Origin of the sequence: Sporosarcina cyprini (assembly GCF_022048975.1) — a bacterium.
Lineage (GTDB): Bacteria > Bacillota > Bacilli > Bacillales_A > Planococcaceae > Sporosarcina > Sporosarcina cyprini.
Genome location: NZ_JAKMHX010000038.1, coordinates 74,720 through 95,144, shown reverse-complemented (window position 1 = coordinate 95,144; position 20,425 = coordinate 74,720). Strand labels below are relative to the sequence as shown.

25 protein-coding genes and 1 riboswitch are annotated in these 20,425 nt (G+C 43.1%); of the genes, 18 read left to right on the top strand and 7 right to left on the bottom strand.

The features are described 5' to 3' along the window. Positions 1 to 9 precede the first annotated feature (9 nt). Entirely contained in the window at positions 10 to 630 is a 621-nt protein-coding gene (gene lexA / locus L7D49_RS19040; RefSeq protein ID WP_184206596.1) for a transcriptional repressor LexA, read from the bottom strand. 191 nt (positions 631 to 821) lie between these two features. Between lexA and yneA the strand changes: the two genes are divergently transcribed. The 6 genes from yneA (at position 822) to L7D49_RS19010 (ending at position 5,380) form a co-directional block, all read left to right on the top strand. After that, positions 822 to 1,136 carry a cell division suppressor protein YneA gene (gene yneA / locus L7D49_RS19035; protein WP_238083909.1) on the top strand — a complete coding sequence of 105 codons (315 nt, stop codon included), beginning with the start codon at positions 822 to 824 and terminating at the stop codon, positions 1,134 to 1,136. 11 nt (positions 1,137 to 1,147) lie between these two features. Then, the gene (locus L7D49_RS19030; protein WP_238083907.1) at positions 1,148 to 1,795 is read left to right on the top strand and encodes a YneB family resolvase-like protein; all 648 of its coding nucleotides are present in this window, start codon (positions 1,148 to 1,150) and stop codon (positions 1,793 to 1,795) included. Between the two features lie 75 nt (positions 1,796 to 1,870). Further along, entirely contained in the window at positions 1,871 to 2,104 is a 234-nt protein-coding gene (locus L7D49_RS19025) for a DUF896 domain-containing protein (RefSeq protein ID WP_238083905.1), read from the top strand. A 165-nt stretch (positions 2,105 to 2,269) separates the two neighbouring features. Further along, positions 2,270 to 4,273, top strand: coding sequence for a transketolase (gene tkt / locus L7D49_RS19020; RefSeq protein WP_238083902.1), 2,004 nt, complete (start codon positions 2,270 to 2,272; stop codon positions 4,271 to 4,273). Between the two features lie 211 nt (positions 4,274 to 4,484). Then, positions 4,485 to 4,934 (top strand): sporulation inhibitor of replication protein SirA, encoded by a 450-nt coding sequence (gene sirA / locus L7D49_RS19015; RefSeq protein WP_238083899.1) that lies wholly within the window; start codon positions 4,485 to 4,487, stop codon positions 4,932 to 4,934. Positions 4,935 to 5,155: 221 nt separating this feature from the next. After that, positions 5,156 to 5,380: a YneF family protein gene (locus L7D49_RS19010; RefSeq protein ID WP_238083897.1), complete on the top strand. Its 225-nt coding sequence runs from the start codon at positions 5,156 to 5,158 to the stop codon at positions 5,378 to 5,380. A gap of 194 nt (positions 5,381 to 5,574) precedes the next feature. Here the strand turns inward: L7D49_RS19010 and L7D49_RS19005 are convergent, their stop codons facing one another. Then, on the bottom strand, positions 5,575 to 6,507 hold the full coding sequence (locus tag L7D49_RS19005) for an alpha/beta hydrolase (RefSeq protein WP_238083894.1): 933 nt from the start codon (positions 6,505 to 6,507) through the stop codon (positions 5,575 to 5,577). Between the two features lie 14 nt (positions 6,508 to 6,521). After that, complete coding sequence (locus L7D49_RS19000; protein ID WP_238083893.1) at positions 6,522 to 7,424, bottom strand: hydroxymethylglutaryl-CoA lyase; 903 nt, start codon at positions 7,422 to 7,424, stop codon at positions 6,522 to 6,524. A gap of 109 nt (positions 7,425 to 7,533) precedes the next feature. On the opposite strand from L7D49_RS19000, the gene L7D49_RS18995 reads away from it, so the two are divergent. The 5 genes from L7D49_RS18995 to L7D49_RS18975 all read left to right on the top strand — a co-directional run bounded on the left by L7D49_RS18995 (position 7,534) and on the right by L7D49_RS18975 (position 11,118). Next, on the top strand, positions 7,534 to 8,718 hold the full coding sequence (locus L7D49_RS18995) for an acetyl-CoA C-acetyltransferase (RefSeq protein WP_238083891.1): 1,185 nt from the start codon (positions 7,534 to 7,536) through the stop codon (positions 8,716 to 8,718). Between the two features lie 23 nt (positions 8,719 to 8,741). Further along, complete coding sequence (locus L7D49_RS18990; protein WP_238083889.1) at positions 8,742 to 8,999, top strand: YqkE family protein; 258 nt, start codon at positions 8,742 to 8,744, stop codon at positions 8,997 to 8,999. A 158-nt stretch (positions 9,000 to 9,157) separates the two neighbouring features. Then, positions 9,158 to 9,982, top strand: a complete 825-nt coding sequence (locus L7D49_RS18985) for an ankyrin repeat domain-containing protein (RefSeq protein WP_238083887.1) — start codon at positions 9,158 to 9,160, stop codon at positions 9,980 to 9,982. A gap of 507 nt (positions 9,983 to 10,489) precedes the next feature. After that, positions 10,490 to 10,756, top strand: coding sequence for a hypothetical protein (locus L7D49_RS18980; RefSeq protein ID WP_238083885.1), 267 nt, complete (start codon positions 10,490 to 10,492; stop codon positions 10,754 to 10,756). A gap of 200 nt (positions 10,757 to 10,956) precedes the next feature. Next, positions 10,957 to 11,118 carry an aspartyl-phosphate phosphatase Spo0E family protein gene (locus L7D49_RS18975; RefSeq protein ID WP_238083883.1) on the top strand — a complete coding sequence of 54 codons (162 nt, stop codon included), beginning with the start codon at positions 10,957 to 10,959 and terminating at the stop codon, positions 11,116 to 11,118. Between the two features lie 78 nt (positions 11,119 to 11,196). On the opposite strand, the gene L7D49_RS18970 is transcribed toward L7D49_RS18975, so the two are convergent. After that, positions 11,197 to 12,291: a branched-chain amino acid aminotransferase gene (locus tag L7D49_RS18970; protein ID WP_238084343.1), complete on the bottom strand. Its 1,095-nt coding sequence runs from the start codon at positions 12,289 to 12,291 to the stop codon at positions 11,197 to 11,199. Between the two features lie 232 nt (positions 12,292 to 12,523). Here L7D49_RS18970 and L7D49_RS18965 point away from each other — a divergent pair, with 232 nt between their 5' ends. Next, a complete protein-coding gene (locus L7D49_RS18965; protein WP_238083881.1) occupies positions 12,524 to 13,636 on the top strand; it encodes an NAD(P)/FAD-dependent oxidoreductase in 1,113 nt (370 codons plus the stop codon). A gap of 27 nt (positions 13,637 to 13,663) precedes the next feature. Further along, positions 13,664 to 14,419, top strand: a complete 756-nt coding sequence (locus tag L7D49_RS18960; protein WP_238083880.1) for an exodeoxyribonuclease III — start codon at positions 13,664 to 13,666, stop codon at positions 14,417 to 14,419. 55 nt (positions 14,420 to 14,474) lie between these two features. Here the strand turns inward: L7D49_RS18960 and L7D49_RS18955 are convergent, their stop codons facing one another. After that, the gene (locus L7D49_RS18955) at positions 14,475 to 14,774 is read right to left on the bottom strand and encodes a KGG domain-containing protein (RefSeq protein WP_238083878.1); all 300 of its coding nucleotides are present in this window, start codon (positions 14,772 to 14,774) and stop codon (positions 14,475 to 14,477) included. A 230-nt stretch (positions 14,775 to 15,004) separates the two neighbouring features. Then, a riboswitch (purine riboswitch) is annotated at positions 15,005 to 15,106 on the top strand. A gap of 133 nt (positions 15,107 to 15,239) precedes the next feature. Here L7D49_RS18955 and L7D49_RS18950 point away from each other — a divergent pair. Further along, positions 15,240 to 15,824, top strand: a complete 585-nt coding sequence (locus tag L7D49_RS18950; RefSeq protein WP_238083876.1) for a xanthine phosphoribosyltransferase — start codon at positions 15,240 to 15,242, stop codon at positions 15,822 to 15,824. After that, positions 15,821 to 17,134, top strand: a complete 1,314-nt coding sequence (locus L7D49_RS18945) for a nucleobase:cation symporter-2 family protein (protein ID WP_238083875.1) — start codon at positions 15,821 to 15,823, stop codon at positions 17,132 to 17,134. The genes L7D49_RS18950 and L7D49_RS18945 overlap by 4 nt, the downstream gene beginning before the upstream one ends. Positions 17,135 to 17,221: 87 nt before the next feature. Here L7D49_RS18945 and L7D49_RS18940 read toward each other — a convergent pair whose 3' ends face one another. Beyond that, positions 17,222 to 17,500: a hypothetical protein gene (locus L7D49_RS18940; RefSeq protein WP_238083873.1), complete on the bottom strand. Its 279-nt coding sequence runs from the start codon at positions 17,498 to 17,500 to the stop codon at positions 17,222 to 17,224. Positions 17,501 to 17,631: 131 nt separating this feature from the next. Further along, positions 17,632 to 18,534 carry an aldo/keto reductase gene (locus L7D49_RS18935; RefSeq protein WP_238083871.1) on the bottom strand — a complete coding sequence of 301 codons (903 nt, stop codon included), beginning with the start codon at positions 18,532 to 18,534 and terminating at the stop codon, positions 17,632 to 17,634. A gap of 90 nt (positions 18,535 to 18,624) precedes the next feature. Between L7D49_RS18935 and L7D49_RS18930 the strand changes: the two genes are divergently transcribed. The 3 genes from L7D49_RS18930 (at position 18,625) to fur (ending at position 20,279) form a co-directional block, all read left to right on the top strand. Further along, positions 18,625 to 19,161 (top strand): NUDIX hydrolase, encoded by a 537-nt coding sequence (locus tag L7D49_RS18930; protein ID WP_238083869.1) that lies wholly within the window; start codon positions 18,625 to 18,627, stop codon positions 19,159 to 19,161. 58 nt (positions 19,162 to 19,219) lie between these two features. After that, on the top strand, positions 19,220 to 19,732 hold the full coding sequence (locus L7D49_RS18925) for a hypothetical protein (RefSeq protein WP_238083867.1): 513 nt from the start codon (positions 19,220 to 19,222) through the stop codon (positions 19,730 to 19,732). Positions 19,733 to 19,820: 88 nt separating this feature from the next. Beyond that, a complete protein-coding gene (gene fur / locus L7D49_RS18920) occupies positions 19,821 to 20,279 on the top strand; it encodes a ferric iron uptake transcriptional regulator (protein ID WP_184206555.1) in 459 nt (152 codons plus the stop codon). Positions 20,280 to 20,425: the final 146 nt, after the last annotated feature.

Sequence of the window (20,425 nt, the reverse complement as noted above, 5' to 3'; positions counted from 1 at the left end):
ACAGCTTTTTTAATGAATCAGCCGATAGACGCCGATTACCTTGCCCAGTATGGACACGGCATTGACGATAATCGGTTCCATAGATGAATTTTCTGGTTGCAGGCGGAAGTAATCTTTTTCTTTATAGAACCGCTTAACAGTCGCTTCATCTTCTTCTGTCATTGCTACGACGATTTCGCCATTATTGGCAGTGTGCTGTTGTTTCACGACAACATAGTCACCATTCAGAATGCCGGCTTCAATCATACTGTCACCGACAATTTCCAGCATGAACAATTGGTCATCTGACGTGCCGTACGTCTCCGGAAGTGGAAAGTACTCTTCTATATTTTCAATTGCCGTAATAGGTTGTCCTGCTGTAACCTTTCCGACTAATGGAACATGGAGAACGCCAGGCTTCAAAGCATCAAGCCCCTCCGGATCCAATATTTCAATTGCTCTTGGTTTTGTCGGATCCCGTCTGATGAACCCTTTGCTCTCTAGCCTGGCCAAGTGGCCATGAACGGTTGAACTGGAAGCAAGGCCGACCGCTTCTCCGATTTCCCGTACGGATGGCGGGTACCCTTTTAACCGAACTTCTTCTTTAATAAATGTCAAAATGTCCTGCTGTCTCTTAGAAATTTTCTTCAAACGTCTCACCCCTCTAATCTAGTCATACTCGAAAGATTGCTAACGCACATGACCGAATGATTCCTTACCGATAGTATAACAGGTGTTCGGTTAAATGGCAAACAGAGGTTCGAAAATAGGTTGACAAGGGAAATTCCCTATCCTATAATGAGAACAAACATTCCGAACAGACATTCTAGGAGGGCATTTTAATGAGATTCATACAAAAATACATATTTCTAATTTTAATCATGGCGACAAGCATTGCATTCACATGGATCGGAACATACAAACATAAGGAACCAGCAGTATTTAAAGAAATCACAGTATCGGAAGGCGACACGCTATGGCAACTGGCTACCGACCTATCCGACGGCAAGAGAATTGATAAGTGGATCGATGATGTGATGGCTATGAATGATTTGGATTCATCTTTCATCCGAACGGGCGATCGGTTGAAAGTGCCTCAAGTTAAAACGGCTCCTGTCGAGATGGATCATTTCGAGCTCGCTGGAGAAGGAAAATAATGCGGGCCGGGATGCGTTGCGTAATATATACTCGTGTGAGTACGGAAAAAAATGAGCAGGAAATTTCCCTTGTAAGGCAACAAGAAGAGTTGGCAGCACTAGCCGCACAGTTGGGATATGAGCTGGTACACACTTTCTCTGATAAGCATAGCGGCTATGATATTGACAGGGAAGGTCTGCTCAGCCTTCTTGAATCTGTAAAGCGGGAAGGCATTGAAGCTGTTCTGATCCAGGACGAGACACGGCTGGGAAGAGGGAATGCCAGAGTTGCTATTTTACATTTGCTTGCGAAGACAAATACGACTGTCATTACAAATCATGACAGCGGCCCGCTGCAATTGAATGAGATGGATACGATGTTATTAGAAATATTATCTATTGTGGAAGAATACCAGCGAAAAATTCATAATGCGAAAATTAGGCGTGGTATGAAAAGAGCAGTTAAACAAGGATACCGACCGGAAAAGAACTTAAAGAACAAAGGGAACAGCGAAGGCCGTGAGCGCTTGGACGTTCCGACGGAAGAAATTGTTTCGCTGCGAAAAAAAGGTCTGACCTTCGAAGAAATCACGGGTATTTTGAAAGGGCTTGGCCATTCCATCAGTAAAGCGACAGTCCACCGGAGATATAAAGAATATGAAGAACAGCAGGAAGGCTGAATGGTTGCACTTCCTGCTGTTTTTGTATACTTTTTATGATAGCGGTATATTCGAATTTTTAGGAGGACCACAGAAATGCTATCAGAAGACAAAATTAAACGAATCAACGAGCTTTCGAACAAATCAAAGACAACAGGCTTATCGATAGAAGAGGCAAAGGAACAAACGGCTTTACGTAAGGAGTACTTGCAATCATTGCGGACTTCCATGAGAAATACGATTGAGAGTGTGAAAGTAATTGATCCGGAAGGGAACGACGTGACACCTCAAAAGGTCAAAGATGCCCGCAATAAAAAGTTTCCGAATTGATAAGATGAAAAACTAAGTAACGTTGAATTGAGATAAAGTGATAGAAATTGAGTTTTACGGCAAGACGGACAAACTCGATTTGTATTTCTCCTTCATTTTGACTACACTAGAGTGGGAATACTTTAATACGATCTACTAGAGATGGAAACGGGAAGGATGACAGACATGACCGAACAAATCGATCAACTAGCCATTAATACCATTCGCACATTATCAATTGATGCGATTGAAAAAGCAAATTCAGGACACCCTGGATTGCCGATGGGCGCTGCTCCGATGGCATACACTCTTTGGACGAAACATATGAAACATAACCCATCAAATCCAGAATGGTTCAACCGGGATCGTTTTGTCCTCTCTGCAGGGCATGGCTCCATGCTGCTTTACAGCTTGCTCCATCTTAGCGGATACGGACTCTCGATGGATGAAATTAAGAACTTCAGACAATGGGGCTCCAAGACGCCAGGACATCCTGAGTATGGACATACAGCAGGCGTCGAAGCAACTACTGGCCCGCTCGGTCAAGGAATCGGAATGGCGGTAGGTATGGCGATGGCTGAAAAGCACCTAGCAGCCACATATAACAAACCAGGCTACGATGTAATCGACCATTATACGTATGCTCTTTGTGGCGACGGAGACCTGATGGAAGGGGTAGCAGCCGAATCAATCTCATTGGCTGGCCACCTCCAGTTAGATAAACTCATCGTCCTTTATGACAGCAATGACATTTCTTTGGATGGCGAGCTGGATATGTCCTTCACTGAAAATATCCAAAAACGTTTTGAATCATACGGCTGGAATTATATCCGGGTCGAGAACGGCAACAATATCGGTTTAGTGTCCAAAGCAATTGAACAGGCGAAATCGAATTCTGGCGGACCGACGATTATCGAAGTGAAAACTGTTATCGGCTACGGCTCCCCGAATAAATCCGGCAAAGCGGATGTCCATGGTGCACCGCTTGGCGAAGATGAAATGAAGTTGACAAAAGAATATTACAAATGGACATACGAGGAAGACTTCCACGTTCCGGATGGCGTTTATGAAGCGTTTAAAGAAGCGACGGACCGTCTCGGCGTGCAAGAAGAACAAAGCTGGAATGACCTTTTTGCTCAATATGAAGCAGAACACGGAGATCTTGCGCAGCAATTGAAACGGGCGATCCAAAACGAAAGTCCAAGCGAAGTCACGGAAGCATTGCCTTCTTATGAAGCAGGCAAATCGGTTGCGACCCGCTCCGCTTCAGGTGATGCTATCAATGCAATTGCCAAGAAGCTTCCATCCTTCTTTGGCGGAAGTGCCGATTTGGCCGGTTCTAACAAAACGTCAATGAAAGGGGAAGGCGACTTCCTGCCAGGAAACTATGCTGGCCGAAATATCTGGTTTGGTGTTCGTGAGTTTGGAATGGGTGCCGCACTCAATGGTATGGCGCTACATGGCGGTTTAAATGTGTTTGGCGGTACGTTCTTTGTCTTTAGTGATTATGTTCGACCTGCTATTAGACTTTCAGCGCTAATGGGCTTGCCGGTCACATACGTCTTCACGCATGACAGCATCGCTGTAGGGGAAGATGGACCGACACATGAGCCGGTAGAGCACTTGGCTTCCTACCGTGCGATGCCAGGACTGAATGTTATTCGTCCAGCAGACGGTAACGAAACTTCAGCTGCCTGGAATATCGCAGTCACATCACAAGACACACCGACATTACTCGTACTTTCCCGTCAAAACTTGCCGGTTCTCGAAAAGTCCGGTGAATTGGCGATGGAACAAGTGAAAAAAGGTGCATATGTCGTTTCGCCTGCAGGCAAAGAAACCGCAGATGCTATTTTGATCGCAACGGGTTCTGAAGTAGGATTGGCAGTCAAAGCACAAGAAAGCCTAAAGAACGAAGGAATCGAAGTATCCGTCGTTTCCATGCCTTCCTGGAATCTGTTTGATCAGCAAGATGAAGCATATAAGGAAACCGTATTGCCTAAATCCATAACGAAACGCTTGGCTATTGAGATGGGATCTTCCCTCGGCTGGCATAAGTATACAGGCACTGAAGGGGATGTCCTCGGAATCGATACATTTGGCGCAAGTGCTCCTGGAGACACAGTAATTGAGCAATATGGCTTTACAGTTGAGAATGTTGTAAATAAAGTTAAAAAGCTAATTGGTTAATAATGAAGAAAAGCGTTGGGACTAAGATCCCTTCGCTTTTTCTTTATGTATCCATACACATCGTTTGAATTTACATGAAATGGGTATAGAAGAGTAATTAAAATTGATTGAATAATCACATTCATACGACAATAATAGTGAAATTATTTAACACAAACTGACAAGTTTTTCATAAGACATTGTGTAGGATAGAGCAAAGGGGGTGATGGTTGTGAGATCTTACGAAATTTACAAAGTGAAAAATGAATATTTATCATTTATTATTGGGCGGGAACGTTTGCTCTATGATCTGTTACGGGAAGAAACAAATCATCGGCAACCAGCTCAAGAGATCCAATACTTATGTGACCATATTGAGGAACTGACAATTGACCAGGCCATCATGGATCATCTAGTCAAAAACTTTTCATCTGTAGAGGCAGAGGAAGGTTCCTATCGATTAACGCATCCCATGAAAGGTTCCATCTATATCTCGGTGTCCCCTTATTCTGTACAAGCTTATTGCGATGGCTCGAGAATGCTCGATTTGGATCTGTTTGTCGCATTGTCCGGTTCACATGACCGATACTTTGCGGTCATGGAAGGTGTTGGGGAATGGGGATGGCTCAAGCCTGTCAAACATGCCAATCACTTAGTATCCGAAAAGATGATTTCATTTTAGTGATATATGAACCAAGTTAAAAAGGCCGTCCCTGAAATGCATCCCATTTATAAGGTGCATTTCAGGGACGGCCTTTGTGTTTGCGAGGAAAAATAAATGAGAGGTATAAGAAAGGAAAATAACGATTTTGCATGGAGTCATTGCCATATTGCATCCTGATGTTGTATAATCCATCATGGTGGAGTAAACTTGATTTTGGTAAGTGAAGGAGGTAAAAGCGGATGGGCACGATTTGGGTAATCCTAATTGCTGTCGTCGCATTAATTGCTGGTGTGGCCCTTGGATTTTTCATGGCACGTCAATACATGATGAAATATCTGAAAGAAAACCCGCCAATCAATGAGCAAATGCTGCGCATGATGATGATGCAAATGGGACAAAAACCTTCACAAAAGAAGATTAATCAGATGATGGCACAAATGAACAAGTTGAATGATAAGAAATGATTTAAATCGTGGATAGGAAGCGATTTGATGAAGATCTGCACTTTGAATGCTTGTTCGTGTTCATAAAATGGATATATCTTTCTTGGCATAATTCAATTAATTTGGACAAGTCATCTTTCTTATCGTAATTATTGATAAGGAGGATGGCTTTTTGATTGCCCTGAATGTGGTTACACACAAGAAACCCGCCCTAATTAGGACGGGTTTATCAAATGGTATTCCGTTAAAAAACGTTGTAGCGTTTCTTCGTAGGCTTCCGGATTTTCATTGAACGATTTGGCATGTGCGCCTTTTTCAAAAAGTTTCATTCTCTTCCGGTCAGGCTTTAATTCGTACAACTCTTTTGTCATCTCGGGCAAAATAAAATCATCCTCCAGGCTATGGATGAATAGCATCGGCTTCGTCACATTTCTGATCACTTCACGAGGTGAGACCAAGGTGGTCGTATAGCCATCACGAATTTTTAAAAATAGATTGGCGATGCGCAGTGTCATTCGAGAACGAAGTGGTGTGTTAATTCGGAGGATATGAAGAATTTGCTCCGAGAAATCGGAAAACGGACAGTCTACGATATAAAAGTCGGCTTCTTCTTCAAATTCTCCGCCATACAAAATAGTAGTGGCAGCGCCCATGGATTCACCATGAATGCCTAGAATCGCCTCGCTGCCGATTTGTTCCCGGACAGCATGGACAATTGCTTGCAAGTCCTGCTTTTCATAATACCCGAAGCTCGTCGTTTTACCTCCTGAGTCGCCATGCCGGCGATGGTCATAGACGACAGAATTAAAACCGAGCCTTTCAAACAGCCGGGCATATTTCATGGAATTGATTTTATTTTCCGTGACGCCGTGGCAAATGATGACAGTCTTCTTGGTATCAAGAGGTTTCAGGAAGACGGCTCGCAGCGGATACCCATTTGGGGAATCAATCCATAGGTCTTCTTTCCGGACAGTTTCATACCAATGCTCATCAAACCGTTTCGCGCCCACTTCCCGCTTCAAAATGACATCGCTGTCTTTTAATTTCATATACATCAGGCGATTCGTGGCGACGAAACCAAGTATGGAAAGCAGGGCTGTCGTGACACTACCGATCAACCCGGTGATATATACGATACGCCTCTTCAATCCCTCAGCTCCTTTTACAACTGGCCGTTCTTATACAATCTATACATTCCTGAATCGATCGGTCTTGAAACATGCGGAGCAATAAGATCGACCGCTTCACAAACTTTTTTAATATCCACTCCTGTTTGAATGCCTAAAGTATCAAGCATATGCACAACATCTTCAGTTGCTACATTGCCAGTAGCCCCAGGAGCGAACGGACAGCCGCCTAACCCGCCTGCGGAAGTATCGAAACGGTTGATACCCGCTTGCAGGGATGCAAAAATGTTAGCGAGTGCCATTTTCCTCGTATCGTGAAAATGAGCAGTCAATAAAACATCGGAAAATGTTTCTTTCAATAACATGAACAATTCGTAGCACTCCAATGGATTTGCTCTGCCAATCGTATCTGCGACGCTTAATTCATCGACTCCCATGGAAACGAAGTCGCCACATAACGATTGGACATCCTTGCTATTGATTTTACCCTCGTACGGACAATAAAATGCGGTGGAAATGCACGCTCTGACAAAGATATTTTGCAATTTCAAGTTTTTAATGACAGGCTCAAGTGCCAAAACAGCATCTTTTGTCGGGCGGTTAATATTTTTTTGATTGAATGAATCACTTACCCCGACAAAGACAGCAATGCTTTTGGCTCCCGCTTCAAGTGCCAACTGTGACCCTTTTTCATTCGGCGCCAGCACAAATTGCCGACCGACTTGATTTGTTTGAGCAACAATCTCCTTGGCGTCCGACATTTGCGGCACCCATTTCGGCGATACAAATGAAGTGAGTTCCATTTCGTCAATGCCAGCCTGCTGCAGACGGTCTATAAAGGCCAACTTGTCACCGGTATCCACCTGTCTTTTTTCATTTTGCAGGCCATCCCGAGGTCCAACCTCGATAATCGTCACTTTCTTTGGTAAAATGAACATAACTTCCCCTCCCGCTTTCATTGTACTTGACGTCGAAAGGGGACGGCAATTAGGAAGGTCTTGGAAAGCGGGGTAGGGGAAAAGTGAAAGAGAATGAGGGGGATTTTTCATGACGAAAGAGGTAGTAATTGTTAGTGCGGTCCGTACAGCAATCGGATCTTTTTTAGGATCATTGAAAGACGTTTCGGCTGCAGAACTCGGATCCATTGTTATTAAGGAGGCAGTCGAGCGGGCGAACATCAAGCCTGAGCATGTTGATGAGGTCATTATGGGGAATGTGCTTCAAGCTGGGAATGGCCAAAATCCGGCAAGGCAAGCTGCGGTAAAAGCAGGACTGCCTGAGACCGTGCCTGCCATGACGATCAATAAAGTTTGCGGTTCCGGACTGAAAGCAGTCCATCTGGCGAGACAGGCCATCGTGTCAGGCGATGCGGATATTATTGTAGCAGGCGGCATGGAAAACATGAGCCAGGCACCTTTCTTAATGAAAAATGCAAGAGAAGGATTCAAAATGGGAGATCAAAAACTAGTAGATAGTATGATAGCGGATGGACTTTGGTGCGTTTTCAATGATTACCATATGGGTATGACAGCCGAAAATCTATGCGACCGTTACACCATCTCACGCGAAGAGCAGGATGCATTCGCGGCGGACTCACAGGCGAAAGCTGCAGCGGCAGTAGAAAGCGGCCGGTTTAAAGAAGAAATTGTTCCTGTTCCAATTCCACAGCGGAAAGGCGATCCGATCATCTTTGAGACGGACGAATATGTTAAAGCAGGAACAACGGCTGAGAAATTATCCAAGCTGCGCCCGGCTTTCAAAAAAGAGGGAAGCGTGACGGCAGGCAATGCCTCGGGAATCAATGACGGTGCAGCCGCCTTTGTCATCATGTCGAAAGAAAAGGCAGAGGAACTCGGTATTCAACCACTTGCTGTCATTACAGCAAATGCAAATGCGGGCGTAGACCCTTCCATCATGGGAATTGGTCCTGTCCAAGCAGTAAGGAATGTACTGGATCGGGCGGGGATTGGTTTAGATGAAATTGACCTGATCGAAGCCAATGAGGCATTTGCGGCTCAATCCTTGGCGGTTGACCGAGAGTTGTCATTCAATAAAGAAAAACTAAATGTCAATGGCGGCGCAATTGCCCTCGGCCATCCGATTGGTGCGAGCGGTGCGCGCATACTCGTGACATTGCTTCACGAGATGAAACGCCGTGACGCGAAAACGGGACTTGCCACATTATGCATTGGTGGCGGACAAGGCGTTGCTACGATTGTCCAGCGTCCTTAATAGAGAAAGGGACATGAACGGATATGGCAAAAAAGAGACAGAAACAAACTCAATCACACGCACCCAAAAAAGAAAAAGAAGAAAAACTGACGCTGTCAGACTCGTTAAATGAGGACATATTAGCGAAGTTAAAAGCGACAAAGATGGAACTGTCTGCTAAAGAAAAAGCAGAAGAGGAAAAAAGACAAGAACAATTGAAGCGGGAACGACGGGAAAAAGAGAAGAATAAGAGTTTCGCCGAACTGCTTGATGAATACGGCGACGCAGGGTCTAAATTTTAATAAAAAACGTAGAAAGACTGTCCAGTAATCAGTGTAAACTGAATTGCTGGACAGTCTTTCAATTAGGGATAGAAGCAAATTAATCATTTACCAGTTAAAAACTGGCTAGGAAAGCCGAAATAATAATAGACAAGACATATATCTATAGGAGAACATCGATGACTACGACACTGTTAATTTTAATTCTCTTAGTTCTGGTTTTTGGCGCAGACAAGGTTGGGGAGGCATCAAGAGGTTGTATAGCTTCCATTTTCGGACTAGCGTTTCTAACAATACTTTTTTTGACCAGTCAGAAGGCACTTCAAGCAATAAATAACCTAGCTAATAAAATTGGCTGGGCTGTTATTGGCTTTGGGGTACTTACAATCTTGTCTTTCCTTACATTGATATTGATATATATATTTCATAAGAAGTACAGAAAAAAGGTAGATAATGATTTTATTATTGCTGTTTCCAATGGTAATACGCAGAAAGCTCTTACCCTCTTGCGGAAACGACCGGATATCAATGGGGTGAACGCATCTGGTTTGACGCCACTTCTATGCGCAGCAAGAAATGGGAACAGTGAATTGGTAAGGAAACTGGTTGAAAGTGGGGCAAACATTAATTTTGTAAGTGAATACGGTGATACGGCTTATGCTTATGCCAACTACTCGGGGTATGATAAGGCGGCAGATATCCTCGTGAGTGCTGGTGCGAAGAAGACACGACCTAGCTATTCTATTCTTTATAGATGCATTATAGATTCTAACGTAGAAGGGGTTAGAAGGTGCCTGTCAGCAGGGCTAGGAAAGGTCGGCGAATCTCAAAGCGACAAATCAGCACTCGAAATCGCAATAAGGGCTGCGAGAACAACAGTCGTTGCTTATTTACTCAGTCTAGGAGAACGACCCAGTTCTGCCGAAATGAAGGCGGCGAGTATTTCAAATAATGACATTCAACACATGTTGTGGACATTGGATTACGAAAAATATCTTAATTAACCCTCCAATAAATTATAAAAGCGCCTGCATACTGCCTTAATGAAAGGATTAGATACAGGCGTTATCTGTTTGAGCTTTTTTTTGTGACCATTTTTCCTCTGTTTTTATGTTTTGTGACCATTTCTCCGCCATTTTATTGAGTTTGTATAGCCAGCAAGTGAGGGGGCGCCATGTGATTTTAAGGGTGCGCTTGAAACGAGAAACACTAGCAGGTGTCTTAAAATCATGTCGATTGTGTGTCAAAATTAGAGAAATTCCCAGGTATTAGAGCAAAGTGTTGGGTATACTTGAGGTCGCAGTCATCAAATTAGTGATTCTCGGTATAGTTGAGTGATCAAAACAGACAATCGGTTCGCTTTGTGTACGTATGGTGGATCATTTGAGAGTTTCATGATCTTATACTTGCATTGATAATACGTACACTTAATAGGAAATATAGCTATGCATAATCGTTGAATAAAAGATGCGAAATCTACAAATAAGCAGTTCCAAGGAACGGATGATCGGTTGATTTACAAACTAGAGGCACACGAGCTGTCGACTGCTTGCTGTGATATACAAGCAGTTTCGCTGAACATACGAGCGGATACCGAGTTATTCGAGCACTTCTCAGATTATATGAGCCGTTACCACGAACATACGAGCACTCTCGCGTATATACGAGCAGTTACCTCGAATATACGAGCAGTCGCTTGGTCACAAGTTGTGGAGGACTGGAAAACGTATTGCCTTCCAAGCGGCAAGGTACTGCAACTTCATTCCTGCAAAAAATGAAGCAACCGTAAGTCAAATCAAAGCATCTATTGTCATCTCACACACCAAAAGTACGAAAAAACAAATGTATTTGTGACAAATTTGTGAACGCGCAATAAAAATTAGGCAATCTGATCAAAATCCGACATTCTTTTTAAATATAATGAAGTACGATAGGACAAGTGTGAAAAAAACATTGAAAAGTATGGAGGAAGCGGGTCGTGAAAGACAATTTGCAAAAAGAGTTGTTGTCATTACAAATTCAGATGAAGCGGATCATGATGTACAAAATGGCGAAGCGGAATGGATTTACACACCCAGATGTCATAGCATGCAGTCAAGATTTAGACAAGCTTTTAAACCGTTATCAAAAAATTGCCTAGAAACATACATTCGGAAGCTGTTAAGCCGAAGAAAAAAAGACGTCTATTCCAAAAATGGAGTGGACGTCTTTTTCATTATCATGCCAGTTTCGCATATTCTTGAACAATTTTTTGAACCCAATTGAAAGGGTCTTCTTCTTTGCCAGTTTGAATATTAGTCAATGTATTGTATAGCTTCATGGAAAGGTCGCCTGTTTTTCCGTTATTAACGATCATTTTATAGCCATCCCAATTTAATTCACCTACAGGGGAGATGACAGCGGCGGTACCTGTACCGAACACTTCTTCCAGAATTCCCTTTTCGTACGCGTCCCGAATCTCTTCCATCGAAATTTTTCTTTCAGAGACTGGAATCTCCCAATGACGAAGCAAATCAAGAATGGATTTTCGTGTTATCCCTTCTAAAATGCTGCCATTAATGGCGGGTGTGACGATTTCTCCGTTAATTTTAAAGAAGATGTTCATGCTTCCTACTTCTTCAACATATTTTCGTTCCACTCCATCTAGCCAAAGGACTTGGGAATAGCCTTGCTGATCTGCCACTTCTTGAGCCTTCAGTCCAGCTGCGTAATTTCCAGCTGTCTTTGCGCCGCCGGTCCCCCCTTTAACTGCACGGACAAATTCATTTTCCACAAGGATCTTGACAGGGTGGATCCCTTCTTTGTAATAAGAGCCGACAGGGGAAAGGATAATGATGAACTGATACTTTCTTGCCGGAGCAACTCCGAGAAACGCTTCTGTCGCAATGACGAACGGTCGGATATACAATGATGTGCCTTCCATTGTCGGAATCCAGTCTTTCTCAATTCGTAAAAGTTCGGTCAACCCGTGCAATGCAGATTGCTCATCAATTGTTGGCATGCATAAACGGTCTAAGGAAAGGTTTAACCGTTTCATATTTTCTTCAGGTCTGAAGAGCCGAATCACACCTTCTTCATTTCGATATGCTTTCATGCCTTCAAAAACGGTCTGTCCGTAGTGGAACACAATTGAGGCGGGATCTAAGGAAATTGGTTCGTACGGGACAATTCGGTGGCTATGCCAACCTTTTCCTTCTTCGTAATCCGCAACGAACATATGATCCGTGAACGTTCTACCGAATACAAGCGTCTCCGCATTCGGTTTCTCTTTTTTAGTTTCTGCTAGTTTTACTTGGATGGGCGTTCTCGTCATAATCATCAAATCTCCTTAACATTATCTAATAGTTTTCCAGCCTAATGCCAATCACCATAATGGTTCGTGTCTCGTAATTATCGAATAGAATCATTATACTGCTTTTTTCGAAAAAAGAAAGAGCTGAATAGTAAAATTATTTATTTAATTTTGAAAGCGTTTTCAAAAAGCTGGTTTGTAATTCGCTTAAAACGCAAGTACAATAAAGAAAAGTGTAAAATTGGGTGGTTAAATGGATCAAATTGTTATTATTGGAGGAGGCATTCTCGGTGCTTCCGCGGCCTATCATTTGAGCGGACGAGGAAGGGATGTCACGCTCATAGATCGAAAGGATTCCGGCCAGGCGACAGATGCCGCTGCTGGAATCATTTGTCCCTGGTTGTCCCAGCGCAGAAACAAAGCGTGGTATTCGCTGGCAAAGGCGGGTGCAGCCTATTATCATGAACTTATTCCAATGCTTGAATCAAAAGGCTTGGAGACGGGTTACAGAAAAGTAGGGGCCATCAGTATCCATACCGATCCAGAGAAACTGGCAAAGATGGAGGAACGTGCACTTTGGCGCAGGGAGGAAGCTCCTGAAATCGGTGATTTGCGACAGTTGGATGAAAAGGAAACGGTATCTTTATTCCCGTATCTCTCCAACCGGTATTCTTCTTTGTATGTGAGTGGCGCGGCGCGGGTTGATGGCCGGATGCTGCGTGATGCATTGCTAAAAGGAGCCGAACTGAAAGGGCTAAAAATCATAAATGGTTCCGCATCCCTTCAGAAAGACGCAGAAGGAAATGTGGAAGTCCGGATCGATGGCGAAAAAATAGAAGCGAAACAGGTTATCATCACGGCAGGGTGCTGGGCTGGTGAGCTGGCCCGTCAAATTGGCATACCAATTGAAGTGAGAGGCCAAAAAGCTCAAATCGCCCATATGAAGATAGCAGATGCGGAAACTGCTACATGGCCCGTCGTCATGCCTCCCAATGACCAATATATGCTGGCCTTTCCTAATGGAAAGATAGTGGCAGGCGCAACCCACGATGATGAACATGGTATGAATGGAAAGCCGACAGCAGGCGGCATTCATGAAGTATTGAATAAAGCGTTAGACATTGCACCTGCATTGAGTGATGCTGAATATATCGAGACTAGAGTCGGTTTTCGTCCATTCACTGCTGGCTTTTTGCCAGTGATCGGAAAGCTGCCGGATGCTTCGAATGTTTTATTTGCCAATGGCCTTGGCGCATCAGGTTTGACAGTTGGGCCATTTTTAGGGAAGCAGCTGGCTCATATGGCACTTGAGGAAGAAGTGGAGATTGACGTATCAAACTATGCAGTCGAAAATACGCTCCATTAATTTACAGATAGAATAGTAGGGATGGAAATGAAACTGGTTTCTTGGAATGTGAACGGATTACGGGCTTGCGTAAAAAAGGGTTTTCTCGATTACTTTGCCGAAGTAAATGCAGATATTTTTTGTGTGCAAGAGACGAAATTACAAGAAGGGCAAATTGATTTGCCGTTGGAAGGATATTATCAATATTGGAACTATGCCTTGAAAAAAGGTTATTCCGGTACTGCTGTTTTTACTAAGGAAAAACCCCTCGCAGTCTATTATGGCATTGGTGAGGAAGAGGGCGAAGCGGAAGGGCGCATCATAACAGCAGAATTCGAGGATTTTATTCTGGTGAATGCTTATGTTCCCAATTCTCAGCGAGATTTGGCACGTCTTCCTTTTCGATTAGCTTGGGAAGATAAAATAAGAGAGCATCTGACAAAACTGCTTGATCGGAAGCCGGTCATCTATTGTGGCGATTTGAATGTGGCCCATCAGGAACTGGATATAAAGAATGTGAAATCGAATATCGGCAATTCTGGATTCACCTACGAAGAACGAAGCAAGATGGACTTGTTGCTGAAGGCAGGTTTTATTGATTCATTCAGGCGTTTTTATCCGGACAGGGAAGGGGCATATACTTGGTGGTCGTACATGAATAAGGTGAGAGAACGAAATATCGGCTGGCGTATCGATTATTTTCTCGTTTCTGAACATTTACAGAAGATGATGAAAGGAGCCGGCATCGACCACCATATCATGGGGAGCGATCATTGTCCTATTGTTCTTGAGCTGGAAATATAAAAACGGCAGACAACATGTACTTGTTGTCTGCCGTTTTATAGGTTGGATAATAGAATTAGTTGTTGTAATTGTTATTGCCGTCTTGTTTAGCGCGAGCTTCTCCGCCTTTGCGGCCAATTTCTTCGTAGAAATCGCGGTCATGATTTTTAGCAGTAGCTTCTCCGCCTTTACGACCAATTTCTTCGTAGAAATCACGGTCGTGTTTCTTAGCAGTAGCTTCTCCGCCTTTACGGCCGATTTCTTCGTAGAAGTCACGGTCATGGTTTTTTGCAGTAGCTTCTCCGCCTTTGCGACCTGCTTCCTCTAGTGACATTTTTCCTCTGTTTTCGTTATTATTTTCGTTGTTTCTAGCCATTTTACATCGTCTCCTTTGTTTTAATTTGTTGTTGTATCTTACACTTCTTATATAGCCTGATATGAATTTTCTAAACTACTTTTTTACATCAAAATGAAGTTCAGTGCATTTGTTATTTTTGTGATGAAAAAGTAACGAAGACGTAATGTTTACCGATTGTTTTTCGAAAAATAAAAAATCATCTTCTATTTATTCCCCTGTTGAAATTTCGATTTCACATGTTATACTGAAAACATTCTAAAACATCCACTCATATAATCGCGGGGATATGGCCTGCAAGTTTCTACCGATTTGCCGTAAACAAATCGACTATGAGGAAGCAATGGGAAGAAGGCGTACCATTTGGTATGTCCTTTATACTTCGTTCGGCTATTAGCCCGGAGGCCCTGCTCCACTCATGTCATGATTGGATGCACGGTCAACGGGCTTTTTTGTTGATTGTGAAACAAATAGGAGGAAGTATACGTGAAGAAGCTAGAAGACAAAATCAGCAAGGATGGCAAAGTACTGTCAGATCAAATCTTGAAAGTAGACTCATTTTTGAATCACCAAATCGATCCTGTTCTTATGCAAGAAATCGGGAATGAATTTGCGGAAAAATTCAAAGGGGAAGGGATTACGAAAATTGTCACTTTGGAGTCCTCTGGAATTGCACCTGCGATGATGACTGGACTGGTGTTAGGTGTTCCCGTAGTGTTTGCAAGAAAGAGAAAGTCTCTTACTTTGATTAACGAACTATATTCGGCTAGCGTTCACTCCTTTACTAAAGAAGAAAAAAATGAAATTTCAGTATCCAAAGATTATCTATCACAAGATGATCATGTTCTTTTAATAGATGACTTTTTGGCGAATGGCCAAGCTGTTGAAGGACTATTGTCCATTGTGGAACAGGCAGGGGCAAGTTTAGCCGGCGTTGGAATTGTGATCGAAAAAGGATTTCAGCCAGGCGGCGAGATGTTACGGAATCGCGACATCCGTGTGGAGTCATTGGCCATTATTCAGTCGTTGGAAAATGGTAAAGTCACCTTTGCAGAGGTGTCAACTCTATGAAATCCGCGTTGCTTGGATTCCAACATTTACTTGCCATGTATGCAGGAGCGATTCTCGTTCCCTTGATTGTCGGAGATGCAATTGGCCTCACGCCAAAACAGCTGACATATTTAGTGTCTATCGATATTTTTATGTGCGGTATTGCAACATTGCTTCAAATTATGACCAACCGTTTCTTTGGAATTGGTTTGCCGGTTGTCCTCGGCTGTACATTCACAGCGGTTGGACCGATGATTTCAATCGGGGCAAAATATGATGTTTCTGCAATTTATGGATCCGTCATCGCATCAGGTGTGATTATTGTATTGATTAGCCGGTATTTTGGGATGCTAGTAAAGTTTTTCCCGCCGGTTGTCACAGGTTCTGTTGTAACGATTATTGGAGTGACACTTATTCCAGTTGCCATTAACAATATGGCTGGAGGTTTGGATTCACCTGATTTCGGTTCCACTGCCAATGTTTTGTTGTCATTTGGCACATTGTTATGTATTATTTTGATCTACAAATTTTCAACAGGGTTTATCCGTTCGATATCCATCTTGCTTGGGCTTGCAGCTGGAACAGTAGCAGCGATTTTTATGGGGGTAGTGGATTTTACAAATGTCCATGAAGCATCCATGTTACATGTCGTTGTACCATTTAAACTCGGTATGCCTTCATTCCATTTGCTTCCAATCATTACGATGACACTTGTGGCAATGGTTTCCCTTGTTGAATCTACGGGCACCTATTTTGCATTGAGCGATATTTGTGAAAAGGAAATAACAAAAGAGGATTTGGCAAAAGGGTATCGTTCGGAAGGCTTGGCATCCGTTATCGGCGGGATATTCAATGCCTTTCCTTATACGACATTTTCTCAAAATGTCGGCCTCATGCAATTATCGGGTGTAAAATCGAGAAAAATCATTTTGATTACGGCCATCATGCTCATTACTCTTGGACTAATGCCAAAAATCGCTGCGATTACGACAGTAATTCCGACCTCCGTTCTTGGTGGAGCGATGGTAGCCATGTTTGGTATGGTTATTTCTCAAGGGATTAAAATGTTGAGCAAAGTGGTTATGGAGTCACAGGAAAATGCAATGATCATTGCGTGTTCAGTAGGTATCGGACTAGGCGTCTCTGTCGTACCGGATTTATTTAGCATGTTTCCTGAAGAAGTTCAAATCTTGACTAGCAATGGCATTGTGACAGGAAGTTTGACAGCAATTGTTCTCAACATCCTCTTTAACATGCTGCCAGTTAAAAAGAATAAAAAAGTGACACGACCTGCTGTAGAGAAAGACGCTGAAGTGGCTCACTTGCAATAAAATAGAGTATGATTACATGAAAAAGGCGAAGGGAATCAGTTGATTCCCTTCGCCTTTTTCCTTATGGTAGCAACCTATACGTACTGCTTATTTGCTGCTGTCTGTATCAGTGCTAGTGTCTGTATCCGTGTCAGTAGTATCGTCAGTTTCAGTATCTGTTCCGTCTGTGTCCGTGTCCATATCAGTATCCAAATCCACGTTCGTATCAGTGCCTGTACCGTCATCCGTTTCAGCTGGCGGGTTGTTTACATCCAGGTTTGTATCATCATCGTCATCATCGCCGCATGCCGCTAGCATGGAAACAGATAGTAAAGCTGCCGCGCCAAGTTTCAACCACTTCTTATCATTTGTAATTGTAAATTTCATCGTAATCTCCTCCGTAATCCTTAGTTAGTAATTGTAGTAGATGTTGCTATTCTATTGGATACCCATAATTACTAACCTTAATCATTACAAAAGTATTTCGAGAAGATTACAAGCTGTGAATGCTTTATTTATCAGACTCGGTGTTCTTGATAACGATCCTTTCTGACGGAATTTCTTAAGTCGTCGAGAACCTTGTTGTCCATTTCTTTTTCATATGAGACGATCGAATCGAGCAATTGTTTTTTAGAACTGGCTCCAACGAGTACACTGGATACAGCTGGTTCAGTTAAATTGAAAGCGATCGAGGCTGCATGAATATCTTCTGTCTTCTTATTCAATAGGGTAAGTGTTTCGTATAGATCATTAGCTGAATACGTGACAAAACCATTAGAATTCTCTGCGCGTTGTAAACCATCCATCGTCAGGAAACCTTTAGCCAGCGTTCCTCTCGTAATAACTGACACGCCAAAGTCCGAAATCAGCTTGAACCATTCTTCCGGGCGTCTGTCGAGGAGGCTGTATTGCATCATTACAGAAACCGCAGCGCTTTTTTTAAGGAAGCGTTCAATGACATTGGGGCGTATCGATGAGATGCCGTATTGCCTAATAATCCCTTCTTTTTTTAACGTCTCCATCGCATCGATTGTATCGTCAACATCGTCTTCCATTGTACCTCCATGCAATTGATACAGATCAATATAATCAGTACCGAGACGCTGCAGGCTGTCTTTTACTGCATTCATAATATGAGCTTTTGACGGGTTCCATGTCCAGCTGCTGCCATCAGAATTCATTTGATTGCCCACTTTGGTCGCCAGAATAATTTGGTCGCGTTTAGATGAAAGTAAATTGCCGAGAAGCTGTTCGTTGTCCCCGTCATCATAGAGGTCGGCAGTATCAAAAAAATTCATGCCTGCCTCCAAGGCGGTCTCGATAATTTCCGAAGCTTCCCTTTTGTCTTGAGGAAGGGACATGCAGCCTAGTCCGAGTTCTGAAACATACAATTCACTATTTCCTAATCTTCTTTTTTTCAATAAAAGCACCTCCCGTTTTGTTCATGTTACAATGTCAATGTAAAAAGGAAAAGAAGCATGCTTGATGAATAAGAAAGGATGTGTGAAACGATGAGTCATACTGAGAAGACGGTTACCAGCAGGACGATTTATGAAGGAAGGGTCATTTCTCTCCGTGTAGAGGATGTTGAATTGCCAGATGGCAAGCTGGCGAAAAGGGAACTTGTAAAACACCCCGGAGCAGTGGCTATTTTAGCTGTTACAGCGGAAGGTAAACTGGTCTTAGTGAGGCAGTTCAGAAAAGCGCTTGAGCGGACACTTGTAGAAATACCGGCTGGGAAGATTGAGCCCGGAGAGGACAAGCGGATCACGGCTATCCGGGAATTGGAGGAAGAAACGGGGTACAGGGCTGAACAATTCGAATACATCCAATCCTTTGCGACTTCTCCAGGGTTCGCGGACGAAGTCATTCATTTATATGTCGCAACGGATCTGAAAAAAGTCGAAAACCCTGCAGCGGGGGATGAAGATGAGTTTATCGATATTTTGGAATGTACAATAGAAGAAGCCGAACAGCTGGTGTCAGATGGACAAGTTTTCGATGCTAAAACGCTATATGCAATTCTATATGCGAAAAATATGAAATAGGTGGGTTATTTGAGGTCGGACAAGCATAAGGTGTACAAATGAAACGGAGGTGCATCTCATGGTCCGCTCCTTATCTCTCATCCATTTATTCGTCATTCTGTCCATTGGTTATATCGGAGGTGCTTTGCTTTTCCGGGAAATTAGTGTAGAAGCATCAGAAAGCTTATTATATTTCCTAGATAGAAGGATTATTGATCAGGAAGCGTCTATTTTATGGACCTTGCTGTCGGTTGTAATGTTCTTCGCTGTCGCTTATCTTTTCTCGATCCAGCGTAAGACTCGTCCCATTGTTTTGCTGATTGGCGCATTGAAGGGTGTTATCTTTGGGTTATCATCCTCATACTTGCTATCAACAGGTATGGGCATGTTCCAGTATGCCGTTTGGTGGTTTCCTTTCCAATTCATCATATGCTTTCTGCTATTAATATATTGTGTGGTGCTAAGCCCACCATACTTTGAGAGAATGCATTCCCGCAAGCGTCGGAATCTACGTCCGCTGCCAGTTTTGCTCACATTTTTTGTTTGTATTCAAATTGTGGAGGCGCTTATTTACCAAATCTTCATTAAATAGATTGTCATCCTGTCCTGGTGTTTTCCTTTCTGTTGTCACACGGATTGACCATTTGCTATAATGGTTTCAGTGTTGAGGGGGGCGTCGTATGGAAAGCCGGATAGAACGGATAAAAAAACAACTGCACGGGGCCAGCTATAAGTTGACGCCACAGCGGGAAGCGACCGTTATGGTCCTTTTGGAAAACGAAGAAGATCATTTAAGTGCAGAGGACGTATTTCTTCTAGTAAAAGAAAAAGCACCTGAAATTGGCCTTGCTACAGTATACCGTACATTGGAATTGTTAACTGAACTGAAAATCGTCGATAAAATAAATTTTGGAGATGGGGTCTCGCGTTACGATCTGCGCCAGGAAGGTGCCTCTCGTTTTCATCATCATTTAATATGTCTTGAATGCGGTAAAGTGGACGAAATCCAAGAAGATTTATTAGGAGATGTCGAGAAGATCGTGGAAAGCCGATATGGCTTCAACGTAAAAGATCATTGGCTTACATTCCATGGCATATGTAAAAGATGCCGAACTGCAGGCCCCGACAAAAAGAAGTGATATGGGATGGCGTTATGCTGTCCCTTTTGTCGTTTCATACTGTAATTCCATTTGCGCCTAAGTAGCGGACAAGGCTCTTGTTTTCCAGTAGAGCAAGCAAAGCTCGTGCGTGCCACTGGAGTTCATGGCCTTCACTTATTTTAGGA